Source organism: Streptomyces sp. NBC_01450 (genome assembly GCF_036227505.1).
Lineage (GTDB): Bacteria > Actinomycetota > Actinomycetes > Streptomycetales > Streptomycetaceae > Streptomyces.
The window spans coordinates 434,457-451,157 of sequence record NZ_CP109481.1 but is presented as its reverse complement, the minus strand read 5'-3'; the positions used below and the strand labels follow the sequence as shown (position 1 = coordinate 451,157).

Sequence of the window (16,701 nt, the reverse complement as noted above, 5' to 3'; positions counted from 1 at the left end):
CGATCCTGCAGCAGACCCATTCGCTTCTGAGCGGACCGCGATGGCGAGACCTTCTCCACCTCGTGCAGTGCCTTGCTCCCGTCGGAGGGTTACCGCACTCGATGAGACGCCGGGTAACTGACCGGCCGTGGCTGTCGCCAGGAGATGGCTCGGCAGGTCACGCACCCGCGTGGACGTGCGCGGCCCAGAGCGACGGGGTGTGGGGATACGCGTCGCGCTCGGCGAGGATGGACGCACGCAGCGCGGTTGCGGAGCGGCTGCAGTCCAGGCCGCCGATCTCTGTCAGGGACGCGTAGAACGTTTTCGCGATCCGGGCGGAGATCACGTCGTCGGCCTCCCACAGTGTGCCCACCACATGTCGGAATCCGGCCAGTTGGAACGCACTCGTCAGATGGATGGCCTCGTCCCGCAGGTCGGTCGCGGCGGTGTATGTCGTCCGGCAAGCAGAGAGGTACGCCAGTTCAGCCCTGTCGAGGGTCACTGAGGCAACACCCGCGACGGTCAACGGGCTTGTTGCGTGGTCCCACAGCACCAGTCGGCTGTGCGAGGGGTCGACGGAGTCTGTGACCGCGTGGCAGGCCAGGTGGATCACGTGCGCCTCGGTTAGCTGAGCCAGAACCGCCTCTCTGGTCGGCACGGAAGCATTTACAGGCGGGGTGCTTCCAACTGGCCCGGCGAGCACCGTCGGGCAGGGGAGCGCGGCCGCCACGACCTCCGCTTCCGCGGAGGCACCGGCAAGTGGTGGGGCCCCCGGGGTGAACGGCATGGCGACGACGAGCGACCGCTCCGCCCTGCCAGCGTCGACTCGTGGGCGCCGGGCGTACTGCAGCGCGCGGATCGTGGGCGTGTATGAGGGGGCGACACGGTCGAGGACCGTACGGTCGCCGCCCTGCTCGACGGACTCAGCATGGTGACCGGCGGCGTGCAGCGGGAGAGCACCCAGCAGACCTCCGGGCGACCACCACACCCGAGGCGGCTCGCTGTCGTGGCCGGTGCCCGAGCCGATGCCCAGTGCCAGGAGGACGGGTTCGGCGGCCACGTCCCAGAGCCAGCCCAGGATGCCGTTCAGCGTCCGCTGCGCCTCACGCTGGGCGCGGAAGTCGGTGTGCGGATCGGCGACAACGGCGAGCGCACGGTGGAACAGGTCAGCCTGCCGGGTCACCTCCTCGTGTGTCAGGCCGGGCAGCGGCACGTGGCGTACGCCGCGCTGTGTGACCAGCAGAGCGTCGCAGCGCGTCCGGTCGCAGTTGAACACCACGATCGGCCCCACTGCCGCGGCGGCGATGATGGTCTCCAGCTCCGGTGGACGGGCGAACGAGGCGAAACCCTCCTGGTCGCGGATCTCGTCGATGGTGGCGGTGAGTTCGGCGGCGACCCGGGGGCGATCCTGGGAGCCGGTGTCCTTGGTGGCGTGTTCGGGTCCTGCGGTGTCGTCCGCCGTGGCGGCCGTCTCGCTGTCGAGCAGGCTCCGTAGGTGTATGAAACGCTCGGCAAGCTCGGGGTGGTGTCGGCGCAACTCCGAGATGTCACCGCGAGTGTCCATCATCTGGCTGTGGAGAACTGCCCGACCCTGCTCCAGTGCCTGCAGTGCACTGAGCGCGGCATCCGGAAGAAGAGGCATACCCGGGATGTGCGGGTGCGGCTCGGCACCCGCGGTCAGGGTGACGGCTGCGCTCAGGGTGACCAGGTCGGAGACGGGTTTCAGTGCGTGCTGCTGATCGGCCCGGTTGATGCGGCGCGGGGTGAGGAGGGGGATGATGCCGACGGCGTACTCCAGCAGGTACTGAGCCCAGAGCGCGTCCATCGGGGCGACCATGACGGCTGCCGCCCAGGCGGAACGGATCCGCTGGGAGGCCGCGACAGTCTCACTGCGGGCCGCCTCGGTGAGGCCGTCGACTGCCTGCATCACTGTGCCAGGAATCATGGTCTTGTCAGTCAACGTGGCAAACGCCTGCAAAAGCGGGTCCGGTCCGAGCGCGTCCGCCTGTTCCTTCCAGGCAATCCCCAGGTTGTGGCGGAACACCCCAAGAGCAGCATGATCGGGTGGAGCAAGATCGACGACATGCTGGCACAGGGCCACGAGCTCCTCCACGTCCACCCGCTCGGGATTCCTGCGCCGCAAGTCAAGCAGTGCGCCGGTCAAAGCGGTGAAAGCGTGCAACGATCCGGGATCACCCTCCGGGACCGCGTCGACGGCACGCTGTGCGGTCACCAAGGCCTCGTCAAGATCTGCTCGATCGTTACTCGCATTGTAGCGGCGCAGTAGAGCGCCACTGAGCCCAGACAGGACGACCGCCACCTCGTCGTTGCATGCTTCCGCCGCCTGCCGCAACAAGGTGATTGCCTCATCAAGTCCGGTCAGCTCACTCGTCCGCTCGGCCCTTCTCACGAGTGCGATGCCGAGTCCGTACATGTCTTGGCCTTCCGCATGCGTGCGGCAGGCGTGCAGACGTCGCAGTATCCGGACGGCGGCGTTCAGGTCGCCGAGGCTGCTGGTACGCTCGCCCCGTTCGGCCAGAGCAGTGCCCAGCAAATACAGAGGATGCACTCCGCGATAGTCGTCGAGGGCTCCCCCGCCGATGGCCTGGACGGCCTCGCGGCCACGGTCGATCGCTTCGTCCAGCGCGGCAAGCTCTCCCGTGTGATTGAAGAGGTAAATCAGCGACACACCGAGCTCTCCGAGCACAGCGGCGAGTCCGGGATGGTCCGGCGGAGTCTTCTCGATCGCGTTGCGAGCGACGGCTACCGACTCGTGCAGCGCGTCGAGGCCGAGGCCGGCCCGGTACCGGGAGCGGTGCACTTGGGTGGCGAGGCAGCCGAATATCACCGCGCCGTCGGGCGAGGAAGTCTCCTGGACAGCGGCCGAGTGCAACAACTCGGCTGTCTCGGCTAGGTCCTCGGCCCGGTGCTCGAGCACATACCGATGCCATAGCGCCCGGACCAGTGTCCGGGTGAGGACCGCGCGGATGCGAACGGGAGCCTGGTTGCCGCGCGCGCTGCCAAGTCCGATACGGGTCACCGTGATCACCCGCTCCACATCCCCTGGATCGTCTGCACCGAAAGGCTCGCCCGCGGGCCGACCTCGCTCGATGCGCTCGATGCGGGCGATGGCAAGCTTGCGCAGGACGTCCCAACGAATCGAAGTGTCGTCGTGCGGCACGCGGTCCAAAGCCTGCTCGTAGGTGTCGACGACTGCGTCCAAGTCTTCCAACCGCTTCGCATGCTGGTAGCGCAGCCAGTAAGCGTGAGCCAACCTGGTTAGTTCGTTGCTGAGTTGAAGATCAGTAAGTTCGTTGCCGTGTTCACCTACAAGCGAGGTCCGCAGCCGGATCGCCTCGTCCAGGTCAACGAGGTCCGATCCGCCGCCCTGGAAGCGTCGTTGCAATGCCTCCGCCACGAGGTCCTGAGCGAAGGCGAACAGCTCTGGGCACTCCATGGCTGCTCGGCCCGCATCGACCGCCTCGCTCCACTGGTGCTCCTCCAACGCACGGGACATCAGGTCGCCGAGCAGGGAAGCGAGCGTCCTAACCAGGCCGTCACGCTGCACATCGGGCAAGGAGAGGCGCAGCACGACGGTAGATGCCTCAAAGGCGGTGCGCAGATCGTTGAAGGATTTCGTGAGCGCGTAGCGACCAGCCAGGGCGAAGGCGAGGTGGGCCCTGACGCTCGGGCCGTTGGCGTGGTCGGCGGGCGTGGCGCGCACGGCCCGGCTCAGAAAGCTGATGGCCCACAGCAGATTGTCGACATCACCGAGGACGTCGTACCGCTGGAAGAGAACCCATCCAAGCGTGCACAGATGGCCGCCGTAGCGGTCGTTGTCCGGGTCGGCGTGTGCCAGCAGGAACGAGCACCACCAGGCGAGCGCCGACAGTTCCGTCCCGACGTCGTCGCCTGCGGCGAGGGCCTGGGCCAGTTGGGTCCCCACATGGGTGCCGTACGCGTCCGCGATCTCGCTCTTCAGACCGTCTGGGATGAGGTCCAACCGGTCCGGGAGGAAGAAAGGTGACAACGCGCGTACAGCGTCGTCCAGATCGACTTGCGCGCCGTGCATTTCGTGGCGGCGCCAATACAACCAGCCAAGAGCCACGGCGGCCTGGTCATCGGAGGAGTCGGTAGCCACCAGCCGAGTCAAGTCGTCCACCACAGCAGCGATGGCCGTATCCAGTGACTCCCCGTCCGGGCTTGCCGACTCCAGGGCACGCAGGGCTTGCATGGCCCGATTCAGCAACTCCTGCCGTGAGTCGGCGCGCCACTCAGGCGGTGTCTCCCCCGTCTCGTGCACCACTTCTCCCGAACTTCGCACTATTTCAGCTTGCTTCCTGCATGATGCCCTGAAAGTGAGTGTCTGCAACGGGGGTTCGCAATGACGGAGGGAAATACTCCAGCGCTGGTCCGACAAGGTCTCTCTTACGTCTGCGAGCACCTCGGGGCGTTGAACCAGCACCTGACCGAGCTGGGGCGGACTGACGCACTCGTCCGGCTGCAACGTGCAGTCGTCGATGGGACAGAGGATCCTCAGGCGCCCCTTGATGCCGTCGACGAGATTGTGCGACGGGACGGGGTTGCGCGTGGAGTCTATGGGCCGGGAGCCCGTGGGGTCCCCGAGCCAGCGCCCGTCGGTACGGGGACGGCAGCCGCAGTCGACGTCGCCTTTCTCTGCCCCCTGGGTACATGTGCACGCGTGGTGTGGGCGGAGCGCACGATGCAGGAAGCGCCATTGTGCCGGATGGCCTCCGTTCCGCTGCGCTGGGTCAAGCGCTGAGATGGGCGGCCTCCTGACAGAACTGGGCAAGCGCCTGGCAGAGCGGTGGCTGACCCTGCTGGTGCTCCCCGGCGCGCTATTCCTGGCGGCCGCCTTCACCGCCCGGACACTCGGGCATGCCCATGCCCTCGACCTCGACCTGCTGGTCCGCGAGGTACAAGCGTGGCGCCCAACTCCGGGCGCGGGAGCCGGAGTGCGGCTCACCGTGCTCCTGCTACTGCTGACGTTGCTGGCTGCCGCACTGGGCATCGTGGCGCAGACACTCGGCTCCTTCGTGGAGCGGCTGTGGTTCGCGGCGGACTGGCCTCTCTGGCCATGGCCTCTGCGGTCTCTGGCCGACTGGCGAGTCTCCAAGCGCCAACAGCGGCGCGCTGAAGCCGAGGCCGCGTATGAGCGTGAGCGACTGCGCGTCGGTGAGTCGCTGGCCGTCGGGAACGCCGAGCGTGGCGCGAACCTGCGGTCGGCACGGCTCGTCGTCGTGCGCGTCTCGCAGGAGGAACCGCATCGGCCCACATGGTCCGGCGACCGAATGCACGCGGTCACCCTCCGCCTCGCACGGGATCTCGACCTCGACCTCGCCACGGTTTGGCCGGCTCTGTGGCAACTACTGCCCGACGCTTCGCGCCAGCAGATCGAATCGACCAGAGAGTCGCTCAGCCGGGCAACTACGCTCGCGGCCTGGGCGATCCTGTACGCACTCCTGGCGGTGTGGTGGTGGCCCGGACTACCCCTAGCCGTTGCCACGTTCATCACCGCTCAGCTCCGGCTTCGCAGTGCTACCGACGCCTACGCCGCCCTGGTCGAGGCGTCGGTCCACCTGTACACCGGTGAGCTCGCCGAGCGCCTGGGCATCTCGGGGAACGGCATCCTCAGCAGGCGCACCGGCTGGGAAGTCACATGCCTGTTGCAGGGCAGGCGGCACCTGATCGACCTGACGGCACACGAGCCACAGCCGTAGCCCGTCCCGCAGCCAGCACCCGAGGCCAGCCGCTCGAACGGTCGTCAGCCCTCCACCCGCGCCCCACCACGTCGTCCGCTGACCCCGCTGGCGTCGGTACCGCCGCGGCAGCCGACCCGTTGGCTACGACCGGACGAATCGGGCTCTGCCAGCGATCACGCGGAGTAGTGACGGTCGGTACCGGAGCTGTTCGATTCCTCCTTCAGCGCCGAGGTAGGCTTCCCGATCCCGGCCATACCTGACGCTCCATCACCTCGCGTAGAATGAGGCTGTACACCCGGCGGAAGCGTGCCCGTACCGAGATCCCTCATCGAGTGATCCCTGCTGCCCGACGTTCCGGTCGGGTGCTTGTGCCAGGTCCAGGGGCTGGCTTCGATTGAAGTGCTCCGGGTCTGATGGAGGCTCGATTCCTTGAGAGGATCGAGTCATGGCGCGTCCGTCCCCATACCCTCCTGAGCTTCGTGAGCGTGCGGTGCGCATGGTTGCGGAGATCTGCCCCAACTACCCAACCGAGTGTGCCGCGATGAAGGCGGTCGCAGCCAAGCTGGGGATCGGCACGGCCGAGACCGTGCGGACCTGGGTCCGCAAGGCCGAGGTGGATGCCGGTCAGCGGCCCGGAGTCACGTCCGAGGAAGCCGCGGAGATCAAGCGGCTGCGGGCCGAGGTCGCCGAACTGCGACGGGCGAACGAGATCCTCAAGGCGGCCTCGGCTTTCTTCGCGGCCGAGCTGTGCGCCACGAGGCGCGATGTTGATCGAGAGGTGGTGAAAGGCCACTTCCGTCAGGTCGTCGCAGCGGCCTGATCGAAGCTTGGGGGCAGCCTGATCCGGGGAACGCCGGTGAGGGTGGCAAGCGGCCCCGACGAAGGCGGAACGTACCGGAACTACCAGACGGTGCGGGCCCGTTCAGCGAGGTCAGAAGGTGCAGCGAGAGCGAACCAGTGGTGGAAGCTCCGTAAACGCGAAGCCGGGTCAAATCTGGTGGATATGGGCCGGTGTGCAGTGCGTGGGACGTCCGATTCAAGGAGTCGGTGATCCCAACTCCGAAGCCGTGTAGCTGTAACGGTGGGGAGGCCACGTCGAAGGTCTGCGGCGTAAGCGTGGCGATGCTGCCGGAGTAGAGCTGGGCACCTCCCTGACCGATCGATCACATGGTGAACGTGGGAACCATCCGCGGTCGCCCTCCTGTTGGACAGCCCGTTCAGCGGTGGGCAGGTCCGTTGCCGATTGAGGGCCGTGAGATGGGGCGGAGGCCCCGTAGTAGTCGCGGGCGTGACGACCCGCCGTGGAGGCCGTGAGAGACGGCCGCAGGGCGAAGGGGGCCAGCAAGTCAGCAGTCGAGGCTGCTGGAATATCGGGAGGTTTTCGCTGGTGAATACCGACGAACTGGAGCACGCCGTATACACGGCGGAGCGACGGGTACTGAATATCCAGACCAAGCTGCACCGTTGGGCTCGTGATGACTCTCATCGCAGGTTCGACGACCTCTACAATCTCGTTGCCGATCCGGGCTTCCTTCTGGTGGCCTGGGATCGGGTGAGGGGTAACAAGGGTGCCCGCGCGGCTGGAGTGGACGGGCGCACGGCGCGTTCCGTCGAGGCCGGGCAGGGAGTCGGGGATTTTCTTGACGGACTGCGGTTGCAGTTGAAGGACCGTAGTTTCCGCCCGCTACCGGTGCGTGAACGCATGATCCCGAAGGCCGGTGGGAAGCTCCGCCGCCTGGGGATCGCGACAGTCACCGACCGGGTGGTCCAGGCATCCTTGAAACTGGTGCGGGAGCCAATTTTCGAGGCGGATTTCCTCCCGTGTTCCTACGGGTTCCGCCCGAACCGCCGGGCCCATGACGCGGTAGCCGAGGTGCGCTATCTCTCCTCGCGGCCACGCAATTATGAGTGGATCGTCGAGGGAGACATCACGGCCTGTTTCGATGAAATCTCGCATCCGGCCCTGATGGACCGGTTGCGGCACCGAGTCGGCGACAGACGCATCCTGGAACTGGTAAAGGCCTTCCTCAAGTCGGGCATCCTCGGAGAGGACCGCCTGCTGCGGGAAACCACCGCCGGAACCCCACAGGGGTCGATTCTCTCGCCTCTGCTCAGCAACGTGGCGCTGTCGGTCCTGGACGAGTACATCGCCCAGGCGCCGGGAGGCCCGACTGCTGGGAAGGTGGACCGCGCCAGACGGAACCGCCATGGTCTGCCCAACTACCGACTTATTAGGTACGCGGACGACTGGTGCCTGATGGTCTTCGGCTCGAAAGCCGATGCCGAGGTCCTGCGTGAGGAAATCGCTGGGGTCTTGTCCACGATGGGCCTGCGCCTGTCACCGGAGGAGACCTTGATCACCCATATCGATGAGGGCCGGGACTTTCTCGGATGGCACATCCAGCGCCACCGCAAGAGAGGGACCAGGCAGCACTACGTCTACACCTACCCCGCGAAGAAGGCTGTCCAGGCCGTGAAACGGAAGGTCAAGACGCTGTGACGAGAGGTCGAAGTGAACCAACCGTTGGATGACCTGCTGCGTCGACTGAATATGGCGTTGCGGGGCTGGTGCGCTTACTTCCGGCCAGGAGTGTCCTCCGCGACCTTCTCCTATCTGAGCCACTACACGTGGCAGACAGTTTGGCGATGGATCCGGCGCAAACACCGCCGGTCCACCTGGAAGGATCTCCGCCACCGCTATTGCGGCGGTGGATGGTGGCCCACCAGTGAGAACAGGGAGCTGTTCGATCCCGAGAAGGTAGGCACGACCCGCTACCGTTACCGAGGTTCGATTATCCCGGCTCCCTGGCCCATCGCGGGATGAGGATGTCCAACACACGGTCCATTTCGGGGCTTGTGGAGAGCCCGGTGCATTGAGAGGTGCCCGCCGGGTTCGGGAAGCGGTCCGGGGAAACGGGCCGGCCGAAAGGCCGGAACCACGCCCCGGGCCGACTTTCACCGACCGGCCGTCGAAGCGCTCGTAGCGTTTATCGACGCACACCGCCAGGTGTTCGGAGTCGAGCCGATCTGCCGAGTCCTGACCGGCCACGGACTGAAGATCGCGACGAGCACCTACTACGCCGCCAAGAACCGCACTCCCAGCGCCCGGTCGGTGCGCGACGCGGAGCGGAAGACGCAGATCAGCCGCGTCCACACGGCCAACTTCAGCGTCTACGGGGTCCGGAAGGTACGGCGGCAACTGCACCGCGAGGGCATACCGGTCGCCCGCTGCACGGTCGCCCGGCTGATGCGTGACCTGGGTCTGGAGGGCGCCCGGCGCGGGAAGAAGATCCGCACCACCATCCGGGACGACGGCCACGAGAGGGAGGGTGACCTGCTCCGGCGCGACTTCACCGCGTCACGTCCGAATGAGCGGTGGGTGGCCGACTTCACCTATGTCGCCACCTGGTCCGGGTTCGTCTACGTCGCGTTCCCCGTGGACGTGTTCTCCCGGGCGATCGTGGGCTGGTCCGCCGCCACCAGCAAGCGGGCCAAGCTCGTCCTCGACGTCCTCGACGTCCTCGACGCCCTCGACATGGCCTTGTGGCGCCGCGACCGCGCTGGAACTCCCGCTGGGCCGGGGCTGGTTCATCATTCGGACGCGGGCAGTCAAGGCATGGAGCCCGGAGCAGATCTCGAACCGGCTGAAGTTCGACTTCCCCGATGATGAGTCCATGCGTATCTCGCACGAGGCGATCTACCAGGCCCTCTACATCCAAGGGCGCGGGGCACTCAAGCGCGAGCTGGTCACCTGCCTGCGCACCGGGCGTGCTTTGCGTGTTCCGCGGGCACGCTCCCGACAGAATGCCAGTGGTCACGTCACATCCGACGTGATGATCAGCGAGCGGCCTGCCGAGGCGGAGGACCCCGCGGTCCCGGGCCACTGGGAGGGCGACCTCATCATCGGCACCGGCCGGTCCGCGATCGGCACACTCGTGGAGCGCACGACGCGGTTCACCATGCTCCTGCACCTGCCGCGGATGGACGGCTACGGTGTCGAGCCACGGGTCAAGAACGGCCCGCTGCTAAAACACTGGTCAAGTTCGAGCCTCGTTCGACCCCTGACCTTAAACGTCAAGCTTAGGGCGTGCTTCGAAAGTCCCGTCTGGTCCGCGACGCCTGGCACGGCGCCTCGCCGCGTTGTCGGGATCGTCCGCGTACGCCCAGTACGCGGACGACCCTCCGCCTTGCGATGCACCGCACCAGACGCCGCGGACCCCGCCCTTCGGGCGGACGACGCTACTTTCGAAACACGCCCTAGTACTGCAATCACAGTTACTGGTGCGGCAGTTGTGACTACTGCCGTGCTGTGTGGTTGTGTGCTGCGGTGTCGTTGGATCTTGGGGTGGGACAGGTTGAGGCCTGGCAGGAGATGTTGTCCGGGCTGCACGCGCGGTTCGCTGTGCGTTTCTCCAGGTCGGAGCCGCGTGCGCGTGCCCTGACCTATATGGCCGGGCTGATTGCTCCGCTGGAGAGGAAGAACGGGTGGACGCTCGCCGAGCGCGCGGGCGAGGGGCACCCGATTGGGATGCAGCGCCTGCTCGGCGAGGCGGACTGGGACGCGGACGGTGTTCGCGACGACGTGCGGGACTTCGTCGTGGAGACCATCGGCGCCAAGGACGGGATCCTGATCGGCGACGACACGGGCTTCCTGAAGAAGGGTTCGCGGTCGGCCGGGGTCCAACGCCAGTACACAGGGACGGCGGGCCGGACGGAGAACTCCCAGATCGGCACGTTCTTGGCCTACGCCTCCTCGAAGGGCCGCGCGCTGATCGACCGGGAGTTGTATCTGCCGGCTTCGTGGACGGACGACCGCGAGCGCTGCCGGGCGGCCGGCGTTCCCGACGAGGTGCCATTCGCGACGAAGAACGAGCACTTCCGCTGGATGCTGCAGCGTGCGATCGACGCCGGGGTGCCGTTCGCGTGGGTGACCGCGGACGAGGCGTACGGGCAGGTCAAGCACCTCCGGGTCTGGCTGGAGCAACGTGGCGTCGGCTATGTGCTGGCCACCAGGGTCAACGACACCGTGATCACGACCGGGTGGCGCGAGGTCCGGGTGGACGAACTGGTCGCCGCGCTGCCACGGCAGGCCTGGAAGCGCCTGTCCGGTGGCAAGGGCTCCCACGGCGAACGGGTTTACGACTGGGCTCGGGTGGCGATCCGCCCCGTGTGGGAGGACGGTGTCGGGCACTGGGTCCTGGCCCGCCGGTCGGTCAAGGACCCCACCGACATCGCCCACTACGTCTGCTACGGCCCCGTCGCCACCCGCCTGAAGGACCTGGTCAAGGTCGCCGCGGCCAGGTGGGCCATCGAGGAATCGTTCCAGGTCGCGAAGAACGAGTGCGGCCTGGACCACTACCAGGTCCGCCGCTACGACGCCTGGTACCGGCACATCACCCTGGCCATGGCCGCACTCGCCGCACTGACCGCGATCCGCGCCCAGGAGTTGGAAAAAGGGGCTGCAGATTAGGGCAAACCGACCTCATACCCCTGTCTGTCGCGGAGATCCGCCGCCTCATCGGCCTGGTCCTCCAGCCCCGATGCCTCACCCCGCAGCACCATCTGCGCTGGTCATGGTGGCGACGCCTCAGCCAGGCCAGAGCCCGCCTCAGCCACTACAAACGCCGAGGCCACACCCCATAACTGTGATTGCAGTACTAGCGCGGTGACGTCAGGCTGGGAACGTCGGGGCGGGCGTGGTGCAGGCGTGCGGGGTGGAGCCACCGGCCGGAGGCGTCGCGGGCGACGTCGACCACCACCAGCTCGGCCCTTTCAGCGTGACGGTTGGGCGGTCTGGTGATCTGTTGCAGCGAAGGTTGAGCGATTCTCATCGAAGTTTGAGTCGTGGTCGCGTCTCGGAGCGGCATGGCCGCTCTGCGAAAACCACTTGAGGCTTCCGGCGTGCGCTGGCACGGTGGCCGCTTGTGCCTGCAACAGACGCGTCAGAGAGCCGAGATCGTGAACCGCCTGGAAGGGACGCACTACCGGTATCTCGTACTGACCCCGCGCCCGGGCAGCCGCTCCGCTCACCCGCCTTCCGGTGGTTTCTGGGCGGCCAGTCGATCTCTCTGCTTGGCAGTGCCATGTCGCCTGTGGCTCTGGCCTTTGGCGTCCTGGAGGTCACCGACAGCGCGGCCTGGCTGTCCGCGGTCACCACGGCGGCCCTGGTTCCCATGCTCGCGACGCTCCTGCTCGGCGGCGGTATCGCCGACCGTTACCGGCGCGACACTGTCCTCCGTCTCACCAGCCTGGGCGCCGGCCTCACCCAGGCCGGCGTCGCGCTTCTCCTCCTAACTCACCAGAACCCGGCGTTCCTGCTGCCGCTGTCGGGCCTCAACGGCGTCTTCCAGGGACTGACCAGGCCCGCGCTGCGCGGCATCGTCGCGAATCTGGCGGTGGGACGCGGCATCCAGCGGGCCAGCTCCCTGCTGGCGTCCGTCAGGAACGCCACGCAGATCCTCGGTCCGACGGTAGCTGGCCTGTTGACCGCTTCCGTGGGCGGAGGCTGGGCGATTGCTGCGGACGCGGTCTCTTTCCTTCTGGCGGCGGCATGCTTCGCCCGGATGTCGTTGCCGGACCTGCTGCCGCGCACCAAGGGCGGCCCGACGATGCTCGGCGAACTGCGGGAGGGCTGGAGCTACTTCAGCTCACAGTCGTGGATCTGGGCGGTGACGTTGGCCTTCGCTGTCTTCAACGCCCTCAACAGGGGCGTCTGGCAGATCCTGGGCCCGGTGATTGCCAACGACACGATCGGTGCTGCGGGCTGGGGACTGGTGCTGAGCGCCCGCGGTGTCGGGGCGCTGCTGGCCAGCGCGGTGATGGTGAAGCTGACGGTGCGACGGCCGATGGGGCCGGCACTGGCCTCGATGTCGCTGGGCGCGCTGCCGCTGATCCTACTCGGCGTCGGCGCGAGCACCCTTTGGTTGGCTGCCGCGGCCTTCGTGGCGGGAGTGGTCGCCGAGTTCTTCACCGTCGTGTGGGAGACCGTCAACAACACCCACATCCCGGAACGGCTGCTCTCCCGGGTCGGTGCCCACGACGAGTTCTGGTCCTCCGTGCCCATCCCTATCGGCCAGCTGTCCACTCCCTTCCTCGTCGCGTTCTTCGGAACAGCGGCGGTCGCCGTCACCGGCGGCGGGGTGGCCGCGGTGGCGATGCTGGTGCCGTTGCTGGTTCCGTCGCTTCGGAAGATCGAAATAAACCGGAACGGTGATTAGACGCCAGCGGTGGAAGGGCGGCAGCTCAGTGAAGGTTGAGCATTCTCACCCAGGTCTTGAGTGGGGAGGCCGGCTGTCAAAGTTGAGTTCTCTGCCGTTGCTCGACCCGGCGTTGTTCGTAGGCCGCCCGGCGGCAGTGGGTCGAGCACCATTTTGGTGGACGTCCGTTGGAAGCCACAGGTAGTGGAGCACCGCAGATCCCGCAGTCTTGTCGGCGGAAGCCTCTGAAGAAGGCGTTCCGGCAGATGCTTGAGCACCATCGAAGGTCGTTGTGCGAGCCGAGGTGTTCACCGCATTGCTGGCAGTTGGACGTTCTGGGCGGCCAGAGTTCGGGTGCCCGCCTGGGATCGCGTCGCAGGCGGGCTGCCTCTCGGCAGCGTTGGGAACACCAGCGAGCCGAACGCCCGGTCACCTGGGCTGTGATCTGGGAGACGATCAGATGTCCGTCGCATCCGATGCAGCGGCCTCGGCCGAGAATCCGTCGGAGCAAAGAGGCGTCGCGACCAGAGGCTGCTGCCAGTCGCTCCAGGCTGAGTCGGCCTGTGTGACGTGGAGGTGGCCTCAGGTGAGTGCGCAGGTCGGCGGGCTTGAGGTGGTTTGCGAGGGCGAGGCGGTCGACGTATGAGTCGATGCTCTCGCCGTGGTGGGGGCGGACGTCGATGGGCAGGCGAGAGGGAAGACGCTGGTCGATCATCGTGAGCCGGTCAGGAATCGGAGCTGTGGTCGAGCGGGATCGCCTTCAGACTCTGCCTGGTGATCTTCTCGCTGCCCGTGAGGATTGCGTCCAGGGCGGCGCCGCGGATCAGGTGGGAGAGCGAGCCGATCATGCCACCGGTGCGGTCATGGAGGTATCGGTCCAGGTCGGTGAGGCTGCCGGGCTTGTGGTCGTGAAGGCGGAGGGAGTCCTCCAGGGTGGCGACCAGGCCCTGCCACTCGGTGTTGTAGGGCAGTGGGGCGGTGGGGATCAGGGTGAAGCGTCCGGCGATCTGCTGCCCGCGGGTGCCGTCGAACAAGCCCTCGCGTTCGACGTTGATCCCCGCATAGACGAACGTCGCGGGGATGCGCTCGGAGAAGTACTTCAGCGTGTCGGCGACCTCGGCTCCGGACCTGGTCGCCAGCGAGATGTTGTGCAGCTCGTCGACCAGGACCAGGCCCGCCCGGGCGTCCGTCAACACGCCGCAGACCGATTCCAGGACGTCGGTGATATTGGAACGCGGGCGAACCGGCAGGCCCAGGAACCGGGCGAACTCCACCGCCACCATCCGGGCGGTCGCGGCTGGCGGGACGGTGATGTAGACGACCGGGATGCGGTCGCTCACCCCGGGATGGCGGGCCCGGTCGAGGAGTTCATGCGACCGGCCGAGTTGGGTGATCGCGGTGGTCTTGCCGGTGCCGGCCGGGCCGGAGACGATCAGTCCGCGGCGGGCGCTGACCGCATGCCGGTTCAACAGCACCAGCCGTCTCCCGCAGGTGACGGTGTGCTGGACGGTCGAGGTCGCCACCACCAGCAACCTGGTGTGGTGGTCGATCCGGCCCTCGTCGTAGCGGGCCCGCGCGGCGGGAGTGAGCGCGTCGCGTTCGGCGTCGCTCAGCAGCTCGGGTATGACGGGCTCGTCCGCGATGAAGGCCCGCCAGCCGGGCAGGGTCGTCAGATGGCGGTCTGGCTCCTGCGGGCCGTCGGCGGACGGGCTGAGCAGGTCATGCGGTTGAGTCATCGGGTCTTCCAGGGGTCGGCGAGCGGATCGAACAGGCCCAGCGGGATCACCTTGGCCAGCGGTTCTTCCTCCTCCGGCTGCGGTGGTTCGTCGTCCGGTGCCGGGCGAGGGGGCGACGGTGGTGTCGGGACGGGCGGGGCGGCCTTGGTGCGGGCGGTCACCCGCTTGTCCCGGCGGGTGGGCTTCTTCGGCTTGGCCTCCCCGTCCTGCGGCCCGGCGTGGGCGCGGGTCAGCAGGACGGCGGCAGCCTCCGCGATCTCCGCCTCGGTGCCCTCGGGCAGCCCCCGGGCGGCGTGGTCCCAGGCCAGCTCACCGAACGGGACCGGTGTGTGACGCAGGTGCTTCCAGGTGGCTTCGAGGCATTCGCCGTCGCCATGATGGTTGCGTACCCAGATCCGGGAGATGTCGTAGGGGTCGTGGTGGACCGCCCACAAGCCCTTCTTCTCCGTGACGCCGGAGTGCTGGCGCCGGATCAGGCCCGGACCGTCGTAGGTGCGGCGCTTGATCCTGATGCCGTAGTGGTTCACCGCCCGCCAGACGGACGGCAGCAGCTCGATGTAGTCCTCGGCGCCGAGCGCGACCGGGACGTAGCCGCATGCCTCGACCAGGGCGGCGTACTTCTCGTTCGGGGTAAAGGACCGGGCCGGCTGCAACGGGTCGCGGAGCCCGTCGTGTTCGCGATTTTGCCACCGGGCGACGAGCCATTCGTCGAGAAGTTCCTGCAACTCCGGCAGGGACCACAGCGGCTGCTTGTCCAGGTTGCGACCGCGGTGGTCGGTGCTGCGGCCGGTGTATCCGGAGACGAACTGCGCGAAGAGCGTGCCGACGGAGTCCAGCATCTTCTCCACGTGCCCCTTCTGGAACGGGGACGCCTTGTGCGTGGGCTGGAAGTCGATCTCCAAGAAGCGGCAGGAGGCGCGGAAGTTGCGGGAGACGAACGCCTTGCCGTGATCGCAGACGATCATCTCCGGCACGATCACCGGCTTCGCGGCCGCGTGCTCCAGGCGTTCGTCGATGTCCAGCAGGCGGCGATGCGGCAGCACCGACCGCGACATCCGCAGGGCGTCCACCCAGCCCGGGCGCATCAGTTCGGGGGTGACCGTGCGGGCCAGCAGAACGCTCGCGTCAACCGCTTTCGTGGTAGGCCGCAGCACTGCCGCGGTCACCGTCCTGGTCGCGACATCGATCATGCCGGTGAGTTCGACCTTGCCAACCACCCCGTCGTCCAGGCGGACGAGCACGTCCAGCGGGGTGGAGTCGATCTGCACCACCTCGCCCGGCGCGAACACCGTCCACTGGCCGAACGGTGCCTTCGCCCCGTGGGCTCGCGAGCGGCGGTTGCGAGCCGTTGCCGAGACGGGATTGCCCTGCGACAGCTTCGCCAGCAGCCGGTAGAGCGTCGCCTGCGACGGCAGCTCGACCGTCTCGCCCGCCTCCTTCATGATTTCGCCGGTCCGCCAGATGATGTAGGTCCCGGTCCGGGTGGAGTCGTCCTCGCCCTCCTTGATCGCCTGCCGCATGGCCTCGACCACCGCGCCGTCCACCGTCCCGAACCGCGGCCTCTTGCGCACCGGGCGGCGGTCGGCCAGCCCCAGCAGCCCCTCCGCCTGGTAGCGGCGGCGGAAGTTGCCGACCGTGCTCACGCTGACCCGGTAGCCGGCGGCAGTCAGCTCGGTCGCCTTGGTCCGCTCGCGCGCGGTCAACGAATGGCGGGCCGGATCGTATTCGGACCGCGGCCGGGCATCCTCCCCCGCGGTCGGATCGACACCGTGGAGGACTTCCAGGATGTGCCCTGCCCACCACAGGGCCTTCTCCCGCGCGTGTTCCGGAAGCGCCTCCAGCAGCGACACCGGCGGCAGCGGCATCCGTTCCGGACTGTTGATCACCTCGAAGTTCTCATCCCCCAGCAGCACCGCCAGTGGAACTTCCCGCGGTGAGCCGCCCTCGTCGGTCAGCAGCACCGCCTGGGCGGACACCGCGAGCACCGCCCGCACCTGCCCGGCGAACCGCACGCGTTCGCCCACTCCGATCGCGTCCGGCCTCCACAGCCTGCGCATATGGTTCCCC

Annotated in this window: 7 protein-coding genes and 4 pseudogenes; 7 read left to right on the top strand and 4 right to left on the bottom strand. The window is 67.5% G+C overall.

Going from position 1 to position 16,701, the window contains the following annotated elements:
* Nucleotides 1-157: 157 nt before the first annotated feature.
* Nucleotides 158-4,399 carry a CHAT domain-containing tetratricopeptide repeat protein gene (locus OG568_RS50295; protein WP_329536829.1) on the bottom strand — a complete coding sequence of 1,414 codons (4,242 nt, stop codon included), beginning with the start codon at nt 4,397-4,399 and terminating at the stop codon, nt 158-160.
* A gap of 364 nt (nt 4,400-4,763) precedes the next feature.
* Here OG568_RS50295 and OG568_RS50290 point away from each other — a divergent pair, with 364 nt between their 5' ends.
* The 7 genes and pseudogenes from OG568_RS50290 (at nt 4,764) to OG568_RS50260 (ending at nt 12,919) form a co-directional block, all read left to right on the top strand.
* On the top strand, nt 4,764-5,720 hold the full coding sequence (locus tag OG568_RS50290; protein ID WP_329536828.1) for a hypothetical protein: 957 nt from the start codon (nt 4,764-4,766) through the stop codon (nt 5,718-5,720).
* Nucleotides 5,721-6,147: 427 nt separating this feature from the next.
* Nucleotides 6,148-6,489, top strand: a pseudogene (locus OG568_RS50285) (transposase); the annotation flags it as partial.
* 600 nt (nt 6,490-7,089) lie between these two features.
* A pseudogene (gene ltrA, locus OG568_RS50280) lies at nt 7,090-8,526 on the top strand (group II intron reverse transcriptase/maturase).
* A 135-nt stretch (nt 8,527-8,661) separates the two neighbouring features.
* Nucleotides 8,662-9,315, top strand: a pseudogene (locus OG568_RS50275) (IS3 family transposase); the annotation flags it as partial.
* Nucleotides 9,314-9,766 (top strand): annotated as a pseudogene (locus OG568_RS50270) (IS30 family transposase); the annotation flags it as partial. The pseudogenes OG568_RS50275 and OG568_RS50270, both read left to right, overlap by 2 nt.
* Before the next feature lie 263 nt (nt 9,767-10,029).
* A complete protein-coding gene (locus OG568_RS50265; RefSeq protein WP_443077922.1) occupies nt 10,030-11,172 on the top strand; it encodes an IS701 family transposase in 1,143 nt (380 codons plus the stop codon).
* Between the two features lie 454 nt (nt 11,173-11,626).
* Nucleotides 11,627-12,919 (top strand): MFS transporter, encoded by a 1,293-nt coding sequence (locus OG568_RS50260; protein ID WP_329536827.1) that lies wholly within the window; start codon nt 11,627-11,629, stop codon nt 12,917-12,919.
* Nucleotides 12,920-12,995: 76 nt separating this feature from the next.
* Here the strand turns inward: OG568_RS50260 and OG568_RS61775 are convergent, their stop codons facing one another.
* The 3 genes from OG568_RS61775 to OG568_RS50250 are packed head-to-tail and all read right to left on the bottom strand — an operon-like array spanning nt 12,996 to nt 16,691.
* Complete coding sequence (locus OG568_RS61775; RefSeq protein WP_443077921.1) at nt 12,996-13,613, bottom strand: TniQ family protein; 618 nt, start codon at nt 13,611-13,613, stop codon at nt 12,996-12,998.
* Nucleotides 13,614-13,623: 10 nt separating this feature from the next.
* Entirely contained in the window at nt 13,624-14,634 is a 1,011-nt protein-coding gene (locus OG568_RS50255) for an ATP-binding protein (RefSeq protein WP_329536825.1), read from the bottom strand.
* Nucleotides 14,631-16,691: an integrase gene (locus tag OG568_RS50250; protein ID WP_443077967.1), complete on the bottom strand. Its 2,061-nt coding sequence runs from the start codon at nt 16,689-16,691 to the stop codon at nt 14,631-14,633. Before OG568_RS50250 ends, OG568_RS50255 begins: the two co-directional genes overlap by 4 nt.
* Nucleotides 16,692-16,701 lie beyond the last annotated feature (10 nt).

Coding starts and splice junctions, on each gene's coding strand:
- OG568_RS50290 (WP_329536828.1), top strand. CDS start 4,764: ATGGGCGGCCTCCTGACAGAACTGGGCAAGCGCCTGGCAGAGCGGTGG.
- OG568_RS61775 (WP_443077921.1), bottom strand. CDS start 13,613: ATGATCGACCAGCGTCTTCCCTCTCGCCTGCCCATCGACGTCCGCCCC.
- OG568_RS50250 (WP_443077967.1), bottom strand. CDS start 16,691: ATGCGCAGGCTGTGGAGGCCGGACGCGATCGGAGTGGGCGAACGCGTG.
- OG568_RS50255 (WP_329536825.1), bottom strand. CDS start 14,634: ATGACTCAACCGCATGACCTGCTCAGCCCGTCCGCCGACGGCCCGCAG.